11 protein-coding genes are annotated in these 7,717 nt (G+C 43.0%); 5 read left to right on the top strand and 6 right to left on the bottom strand.

Going from position 1 to position 7,717, the window contains the following annotated elements; all coding sequences use genetic code 11:
- Together F6K37_RS27295 and F6K37_RS27290 are read right to left on the bottom strand one after the other, a co-directional pair.
- Window positions 1-606 (bottom strand): site-2 protease family protein (locus F6K37_RS27295; protein WP_287253524.1); only part of this gene is annotated, 606 nt, incomplete at its 3' end.
- A 155-nt stretch (window positions 607-761) separates the two neighbouring features.
- Entirely contained in the window at window positions 762-1,028 is a 267-nt protein-coding gene (locus F6K37_RS27290; RefSeq protein WP_008189267.1) for a hypothetical protein, read from the bottom strand.
- A gap of 34 nt (window positions 1,029-1,062) precedes the next feature.
- Between F6K37_RS27290 and F6K37_RS27285 the strand changes: the two genes are divergently transcribed.
- Complete coding sequence (locus tag F6K37_RS27285) at window positions 1,063-1,593, top strand: 2TM domain-containing protein (RefSeq protein WP_008189265.1); 531 nt, start codon at window positions 1,063-1,065, stop codon at window positions 1,591-1,593.
- On the opposite strand, the gene F6K37_RS27280 is transcribed toward F6K37_RS27285, so the two are convergent.
- Both F6K37_RS27280 and F6K37_RS27275 read right to left on the bottom strand, forming a co-directional pair.
- A complete protein-coding gene (locus F6K37_RS27280; RefSeq protein ID WP_008189262.1) occupies window positions 1,583-2,638 on the bottom strand; it encodes a tetratricopeptide repeat protein in 1,056 nt (351 codons plus the stop codon). The two genes, F6K37_RS27285 and F6K37_RS27280, sit on opposite strands and share 11 nt — an antisense overlap.
- Before the next feature lie 87 nt (window positions 2,639-2,725).
- On the bottom strand, window positions 2,726-3,391 hold the full coding sequence (locus F6K37_RS27275; protein ID WP_008189259.1) for a sigma-70 RNA polymerase sigma factor region 4 domain-containing protein: 666 nt from the start codon (window positions 3,389-3,391) through the stop codon (window positions 2,726-2,728).
- Between the two features lie 207 nt (window positions 3,392-3,598).
- Between F6K37_RS27275 and F6K37_RS27270 the strand changes: the two genes are divergently transcribed.
- The 3 genes from F6K37_RS27270 (at window position 3,599) to F6K37_RS27260 (ending at window position 6,003) form a co-directional block, all read left to right on the top strand.
- Window positions 3,599-3,817, top strand: a complete 219-nt coding sequence (locus tag F6K37_RS27270; RefSeq protein WP_008189258.1) for a hypothetical protein — start codon at window positions 3,599-3,601, stop codon at window positions 3,815-3,817.
- Between the two features lie 45 nt (window positions 3,818-3,862).
- On the top strand, window positions 3,863-4,459 hold the full coding sequence (locus F6K37_RS27265; RefSeq protein WP_008189255.1) for a hypothetical protein: 597 nt from the start codon (window positions 3,863-3,865) through the stop codon (window positions 4,457-4,459).
- A 500-nt stretch (window positions 4,460-4,959) separates the two neighbouring features.
- Window positions 4,960-6,003, top strand: coding sequence for a hemolysin family protein (locus tag F6K37_RS27260; protein ID WP_287253520.1), 1,044 nt, complete (start codon window positions 4,960-4,962; stop codon window positions 6,001-6,003).
- 184 nt (window positions 6,004-6,187) lie between these two features.
- Here F6K37_RS27260 and F6K37_RS27255 read toward each other — a convergent pair whose 3' ends face one another.
- Window positions 6,188-6,466: a hypothetical protein gene (locus F6K37_RS27255; RefSeq protein WP_008189253.1), complete on the bottom strand. Its 279-nt coding sequence runs from the start codon at window positions 6,464-6,466 to the stop codon at window positions 6,188-6,190.
- A gap of 286 nt (window positions 6,467-6,752) precedes the next feature.
- Here F6K37_RS27255 and F6K37_RS27250 point away from each other — a divergent pair, with 286 nt between their 5' ends.
- Entirely contained in the window at window positions 6,753-6,998 is a 246-nt protein-coding gene (locus F6K37_RS27250; RefSeq protein WP_131826919.1) for a hypothetical protein, read from the top strand.
- Between the two features lie 301 nt (window positions 6,999-7,299).
- Here F6K37_RS27250 and F6K37_RS27245 read toward each other — a convergent pair whose 3' ends face one another.
- On the bottom strand, window positions 7,300-7,482 hold the full coding sequence (locus tag F6K37_RS27245) for a hypothetical protein (protein WP_131826918.1): 183 nt from the start codon (window positions 7,480-7,482) through the stop codon (window positions 7,300-7,302).
- Between the last annotated feature and the right edge of the window lie 235 nt (window positions 7,483-7,717).

Below are 7,717 nucleotides of genomic sequence, written 5' to 3'. Positions count from 1 at the left end.
TGGAAGCACTCCATAAATAATTCCTCCCCAACCAAAGAACTGACCAACACGGCTAGCAAATAACACACCTTTGTGTGGGTTGTCCGTAACTTGCCAAACCAGTGCCTTCAAGATGTTACCCCCATCTAGTGGTAAGCCAGGAATTAAGTTGAACAATGCTAAAGCCAAATTGATGGAGGCGAGGAGTGCAACAATTGATGCCAATGAACTTGCTAGATTAGCATTAGCCTGAACGGCAGTTAGTAGAGCAAATAGTAGCAAACTAACAGCTGGACCAGCAATCGCAACTAAGAACGCCTCTAGTGGACTTTTTGATTCTTTCTCCAGGCTAGCTAGACCACCAAATAGGAATAGAGTGATAGATTTAACCTCAATTCCCTGCTGGATCGCCACAAAACTGTGTCCTAGTTCATGAGCTAACACAGAAGCAAATAACAAAAGTGCAGTCACAAATCCTAAAAACCATGGCAAAACACCGCTCAATCCTGAAAAATTTGTTAAGTCACCTCCGAAATCAAAGGTGACTAAAGCTAGGACTAGAAACCAGCTTGGATTCACATAAAAGGGAATCCCAAATAAATTCCCAACACGAATACTGCTGTTCATGCAGACTACCTCAAACTCTCCTAAGACGTTTTTTTATACCAAGTTGGCTTCTAAGGTAGTAGATAGGTTATGGTTCATAGTTAACATTTCATGAAAAATAGTTCATGAAAAATAGATCATGATACCATTGCCAGTTATCCTTGGCAGTAAAGGGTTTATCGCTTTTGCCAATCAACAATCAACCAAGAGCAATGAACAATTAACCTACCTGAAGGCAACTCGATAGTAGTTTCGTCTTTCATGGTTCTATCGTAACGAAATGTAAAAGATTTGCCGATTGCTAAAATGCCGTAAAATCCGTCCACGCTTAGTGCGGTTTTAGGAATGCAGGTGGTTTGACCCCTCTCTGTTTCCATCGGCATAATAAAATTAAGCACCGCTCTTAGCTCAAGCGTGTTTAGAGCAACATCTTCTTTAAGCACTACCCCCCTTCCTACTAGTAAAACTGACTAAACGATGTCCGTCTTTCAAACCAAAAGCACCCACTCTTACAACCAACAAGACATCCAGCAAATCCTCAATCTAGCCCTGGCACGTCAGGAAATGGTTGAAGAATTTTCCCGTGAACAGTTGGTGGAAATTGCTTCAGAATTAGGGATTTCAATCCACACTCTCTTGGAAGCAGAACGAGAATGGCTAGCCCAACAACAAGAACAGCAAAAACGTCATGAATTCAATAGCTACCGACGTAGCCAATTCAAAAAAAGTTTTGGAAAATTTGTAATCGTTAATAGTTTTTTATTGGCGATTAATCTAATTAACGTTGGTTTTAACTTTGCTGCCCTGTCTTGGTCTTTATATATTTTCTTGTTCTGGGGTTTGTGGATAGCACTCAGAGCCTGGAATACTTATCAAGTACAGGGCGATGACTACGAAAGAGCTTTCCAAAAATGGAAACTTCAAAACCAGGTCAAACAGATAGCCCAATCAACTTATTCTAGTCTCAAAAACTGGATTCAAGACCAAGGACTAACTACTAAGGACTAACATAAATAATTTGAGCTAAATCGCTCATCAACAATGTTTCTTCCTGAATATCTCCTAAAGCATGAGCCACTGCGATCGCTTTTTCATAAAAAGCCCGAGCTTCCAACAAGTTACCAGTGTCTTGATATAACTGGGCAAACAACTTTAGAGCAACAAGCTCTTCACGGCGATTGTTTTGTTCTTGTGCCAAAGCCAGATATTCCTTCAGTGCTTTCACCGCTTGCCGATTCTTACCTGTAGCGATATGGGTTAACGCTATACCCTTAATAGCACGAATCTGATTGAACACATTGTCAACTTTCTCAGCCAGTATCTGGGCAATGCGGTAAGAATACAAAGCATCTTTTTCCCGTCTAGCGGCGAGATAGGCATCTCCCAAGTTATTCCGGATATTCGTCTCACCCAACTTATCCCGAGAGCGACGCCGTAAAACTAGGGCAGCTTCATACCACTTAATCGCCTCGGGATAATTTCCCCCTTGAGCTGCCACTAAGCCTAAATTATTCAGACTCAACCCTTCACCGTCATCATCCTTAATAGTACGGGAAATGGTCAGTGCTTCCGTAAAAGCTTCCTGAGCCGCTTTGAGGTTTCTCGTTTGCAGCAATAATATTCCAATATTATTTATACTATAAATCTGTGGCTGAAAACTTTGTTGAGAACGGGCAGCACCCAAGCCTCGGCGCAAGGCTCGCTCTGCATCTTGATAGCGTCCCAACTTGGCGTAAGTCTGACCTAGGGAATTGTAAGTCTTACCCAATCCCTCAAAGTCACCAATTTGCTGATAAATTTCTCCCGCTTGGGACAAATACGCGATCGCTTCGTTCAAGTTACCACTCTGTTTGGCCAGCTCTGACTGTTCCAGGAAAAAATCTGCCCGATTTCTTGCTCTGCGGTCACTACGATTGTCTAAAGGGATTGCCAGTTGTTGGTCGATGCTCCGAGTCTGACCCCAAGCCATAGGGCTAGCCAACATTACCAAGGGAATAAAGGCTAGCGCTATGATTCCGGAAAGACTAGTCAGCAACCTGCTATGATTCGCCATACCAAAAGACTCCGTTTGATCAACGTTTCTGCTATTGTTGAACCTATAATCAAAGTACCCCGATCAAGGGTGCAAACTAACCGCCCCTTATTCACTCAAAACCGGTACTGCAAATAGATCAGATTCTTCTCGATTCTTGGCTTCGACCCCCAGATAGACCACCCTAATATCATCTGGTAAAGCAGCTTCCAACAGTTCATAGCCTTCTTGGAGTTCAGTTCTGACTTGAGCTGGAGTAATCATTTCTCCCTCCGCTTGCAGATAAGCCGCAATTCGCGTTTCACTCCAGTGAAAGGTCTGAGCCATGATTACCATCAACCGCACCGCTGGTGGCAGCTGTTCCAATGCCATTTCCAGATAACACCACAAGGGTGGTGGTGCTAAATTCAGGTTATAGTGAATAGATTCCACTGGTGGCAAGTCGGCCTGGTTAATACAAACCGCCGTTAGGTTTATAATCTGGTTTTGGAAGGACGTTGACTCTAGTCCATAATCCTCCCGCAAATCCATGCCACCCAGTTCGTGATAGATGTGACGCCAAGTCAGAGCAAATAGATATTCCGCCTGTACAGGCGATCGCGCTGAGTGGCGCACTAATGTATAGACAATAGGACTGTAGCGACAGAAAATTGCTGTAAAGTACTTCCCTTCAGACCGATGACGCTGAAACAAAGTCAGCAATTCCTGATCACTATGATGAAACAGTGATTTAATAAGTGGATGCTTAGATTCAGGAAAATTGGGAATTTGCACAATCTTTCAATAAAACCTGTAATTAGGAGAATTAGAGAGGTGCCCTTGACCTTAGGGAATTTAATTCGCCACAGGTCGCACCTGTAGATGCATCCTGATCTCACCACAACCCCCTCGTGTTGAGAAAGGGGAAATGCCGATGATTAACTGGCATTGGAGTTGATCAATCTCCAAACCTAGTATCCTAGGTCTGGACTAGACCTCAAGATGAAGGAGATGGATGCCGATACCAAGTCTACAACCTGTGGTGCTCCGATGCTCCTTCAGTTGAAGCTAAAATTGAGAAAAAGCGTTCGCGTAGCGTGGCCCAAAGGCCATCGCCAAGGTGCGCGCCTCCAAGGCCGTGAGGGATTGCTCACGGCCTTGGGTCGCACCTCAATGTCTGATGGTAATAATATTACCTACGATTGGACAAAAAGTTCATAAGGACCTTTAAACTAATTTATCCAGTTGCTAACTCTGTTTAAGTTTATGATTCTATCAGTTGATATTATTTCCTGGCTAACTTCGCCCCTGCCTCTTGGCGCATTTTTACCCTCTTTGCCTTTAGATAGCCTGTTTTCCACTCAAGGTATCATGGTGATGCTCCTAGGGGCCTATGCCTTTGCCATGTGGATGTTTTTGACCAGCGCTCCAAAAGTTCACACCATCATGGTGTCTGATTTGGCAATAGCGCGACAGTTTTATGAAGGCTTGCTAGAGTTATCCGCAGCAGAAGTCCCCCTACATTACTACTATAATTACGAGCAAACCATGGGGAGTACCAGCATTGACCCCCTATATATGTCAACCAATCTGGGAACCACCCAAGCGACCCAGTTCAGTGGTGCTGATGGGCTATGGTACCAGTTAAAGAAGAATACCCAGCTCCACGTGATTTCCGGAGCTAGCTTGGGCAATAAAAACCAACAACGTCACGTGTGCTTTGACCATGAGTGCTTGGATCAAGTTTTGATGCTGGTGCAGATGAGACGGCTGAAATACAAAGTGCGCACCCTCAAGCCCCTGAACTTTTTGGTCAAGGATGTGGACGATCGTGTAATTGAACTGGCAGAAGTTTCTAATTAGCGGTTAAATCAATAATGGTGAGTTAATCAGGGATTAGGCGGGTAACAATTGCGCGTAGCGCACCAGCCTAAGGTTTTACGCCTAATCACATTTACCAAAAATTTTGGGTAATCGCGCCCCGTCCTTATAGGACGGCTTTCTTTTTAAGTTAAAACTTGACAGTTTTCGCACTGCGTGTTATTATAAAAGTATAAACAAGAAACCAAAAACTAGATAAATACTATCTAATCATAAGTAGACAACGTAAAAAATATGTAAGAGATACATATTGCGTAATTTGGTCTAACGACTTAAACGTCTATGAAAAAAAATTAGATAAAAAAAGTATCTATCTATATGTAAAAAAAAGGTAAGGTACGGTGGGGCACACCGAAACCTAGATCTATAATATCTAAACTCTTATGGAGAATTGTCCTCTACCTTTCCTGGTTCCGACCTGGTTTGGCAAGACAGCTCGTTGAAGTAAGAATCCCCGTCCTATAAGGACGGGGAGTGTCAACATGTTTGAAGTCATTATCGCAGTACTTATTGTTCTGTTGGGTTCAGCCATCTGTGCTATGGCAGAAACGGCTTTGTTTTCAGTGCCTATCGTTAAAGTCCGACAGTTAGCGCAGTCAAACAAGCCTACACCGTTAGCACTACTGGCGATTCGCAAAAACATGAACCGGCCCATAGCTACCATTGTTATTCTCAACAACACCTTCAACATTGTTGGCAGCATCGTAATTGGTTCCCTTGCTGCTAGGGTCTTAGGAGAGGCTTGGTTGGGGGTTTTTTCAGGTCTATTTACCTTTCTCATTATTGTATTTGGGGAAATTGTCCCGAAAACCCTTGGTCAGATCTACGCCCAAAACATCGCCCTACTCGTGGCTCTACCAGTTCGGTTCTTAACCGTTGTGTTTACCCCTCTGGTGTGGTTGATGGAAAAAATTACTGCTCCGTTTACTAAAGGTCAAAAACTTCCTACCACCAATGAGGCGGAAATCCGGTTTTTAGCGAAGGTTGGGTATCAAGAAGGGGTGATTGAAGATGATGAAGCAGAAATGATCCAACGAGTATTTCAGTTAAATGATTTGACTGCATCTGATTTAATGACGCCGCGAATCCTAACCACCTATTTACATGGTAATACCACTTTGGCTGACGCTAAACCAAGCATTATTGCTTCGCCTCACACCCGGATGCCTGTGGTTGAAGACTCTATTGATAAAGTTATTGGAATTGCTCTCAAAGATGAGTTACTCACAGCAATCATTGAAGAAAAACATAACCAACCCCTTGCTTCTCTGATTCGTCAAGTCCGCTTTGTCCCTGAAACTGTTCGGGCTGATAAGCTACTGAAAACCTTTCAGCAAACCCGTGAACATCTGATGGTTGTACTGGATGAATATGGGGGTGTTTCTGGTGTAGTCACCCTGGAGGATGTACTGGAGGTGCTAACCGGTGAAATTGTTGATGAGACCGATCGAAACATTGATCTACAAGCAATTGCTCGTAAACGGCGAGAAAAAATGTTGCAATCTTATGGTCTTGATCAGGATTAGTTTTCGGAAAAGAATAAAGAGATAATTTTTATTTGAGATGTAAACAGATGATTGATAAAAAAAGCGATGCATTGCTGCTATCCTTTTCCTGTTCCCAGATCCGCTGTTCCCAGATCCGCTGTTCCCAGATCCGCTGTTCCCAGATCCGCTGTTCCCTTTAAACCAAGCTATATAAATTAAAAAACTAGATTTTTTGACATATTTGATAAGCTTTTTCTTCTGATTCTTCAAGAATTTGAAGTTGTGAGTATAGCTTTTCAATTGTCTCTTGATCGGGACTTTCTAGCGTCAAATTAAAAACTATACTATTGAATTTATTTTGGGCTGTTTTGACAACTTCTTCAGCTTTCCTACAAGATGGATTTCTGAATAGTTGATCAAGTTGAGGAAAACACCCACTTAAGCAAAACGTTAGTATAAAGATTATTATTCTCTTAGCTTGGGCAATAGTAGCAAATTTCATCAGACAAGGGTGTACCTTAAGTTAAGTCTAATACCCACTACTTAAGGAAATCTAGAGTTTCAGGAAATTTCATCAAAACCTTGGCCGTGGGCCACCCTTCGCGAATGAACGATTCCACAACTCAAGTACCTAGGATTTCAAGTCTTTTCTAGAGCATCACTTCAGTCAACAGAGTCTTCTGTTGGTTACTAATATACAGATCCACTATACAGATCCATGCTTGTGCGCCTTTACTGAGTGATCAGTATCGACCTCAGTTTTTAGTTATCTTCCCACTGGCACAAGCTTGAGATCATCTCTGCCATTAAGCGATCGCTTATGTCAATTTGCTCTAAATCCCCTTGACCAATTCCACATCACCTTGAATTATTACGAATCTGGATTTCTGTCCGATCGGATAGCCTTTAGGACACTATTTTTGGGCTTATCCGGTGAAATTGAGGCAAAAATCAGCCAAAAGGGCAATATACTCTATATCGGACAGGTAATATCCCACAGGTATTTAGCCCATTGGTATCAGCCATTTGGCTGATTTTTGCTATGAGGGGTCACACCCCTCACCATTTGTGATAAATTTTAATTAGTAGATGCACCCTGATGATCGAGAGAGTCAAAAACGTGGCTCTCTTTTTTTTTGGGCATAGGGATTGCCTCAGACGAGGAGCGTTTTCCCCAATCACTTGCCCCAAGCCAGCTGATCAAGCTGATGAAATAGACATTTTTAATGCTTTAATATCATGATTGAGAACTATTGCGAAATATATTTACCTGACAGGACGACTATTGAACTGTAGCGCTATATATTAAAGGATTGGGCTAATCTAATAGAAAACTTAATTAGAGGGATTTCCAGTAACCGACAACCACCAGGGTGAACCATTGGGTTCAGGATCAGTACCCCGAAAGCGAGTAATAACCAACAGCATTCCCCAGAGTGCGATCGCGCATCGCCAGTGGGATAAATGCGATGCTCTCGAAGAGCCGCTACGGGAACACACTCTGGGGAATATCAACACTACGTGACATCTCCCGACGCTGCCCTAACGGGACAGGGCGGGCTTCTTACCAACTCCAGCTACTGCTTTTGGATACAAGGCCGTAGGCCACGCTACGCGAACGATAAGCTTTATTAACGACACGGTCAGAAGTTACCCCAGCGAGCAATCCCTCGCTGGGGCAGCCTTTATGGTTAGTCGGCTATGGGTAAAGGGTTAAAACTTTATGATTAAGGCAAGAGACGAAACCTTAGAT

The sequence above is a fragment of the Moorena sp. SIO4E2 genome (assembly GCF_010671945.1).
GTDB lineage: Bacteria > Cyanobacteriota > Cyanobacteriia > Cyanobacteriales > Coleofasciculaceae > Moorena > Moorena producens.
The sequence above is the reverse complement of the archived record's forward strand: the minus strand, read 5'-3'. Positions and strand labels throughout refer to the sequence as shown.

Bases quoted from the DNA above. Each gene is read 5' to 3' on its own strand.
- F6K37_RS27285 (WP_008189265.1), top strand. From the start codon at position 1,063: ATGTCCGTCTTTCAAACCAAAAGCACCCACTCTTACAACCAACAAGAC.
- F6K37_RS27280 (WP_008189262.1), bottom strand. From the start codon at position 2,638: ATGGCGAATCATAGCAGGTTGCTGACTAGTCTTTCCGGAATCATAGCG.
- F6K37_RS27270 (WP_008189258.1), top strand. From the start codon at position 3,599: ATGAAGGAGATGGATGCCGATACCAAGTCTACAACCTGTGGTGCTCCG.
- F6K37_RS27265 (WP_008189255.1), top strand. From the start codon at position 3,863: ATGATTCTATCAGTTGATATTATTTCCTGGCTAACTTCGCCCCTGCCT.
- F6K37_RS27260 (WP_287253520.1), top strand. From the start codon at position 4,960: ATGTTTGAAGTCATTATCGCAGTACTTATTGTTCTGTTGGGTTCAGCC.
- F6K37_RS27255 (WP_008189253.1), bottom strand. From the start codon at position 6,466: ATGAAATTTGCTACTATTGCCCAAGCTAAGAGAATAATAATCTTTATA.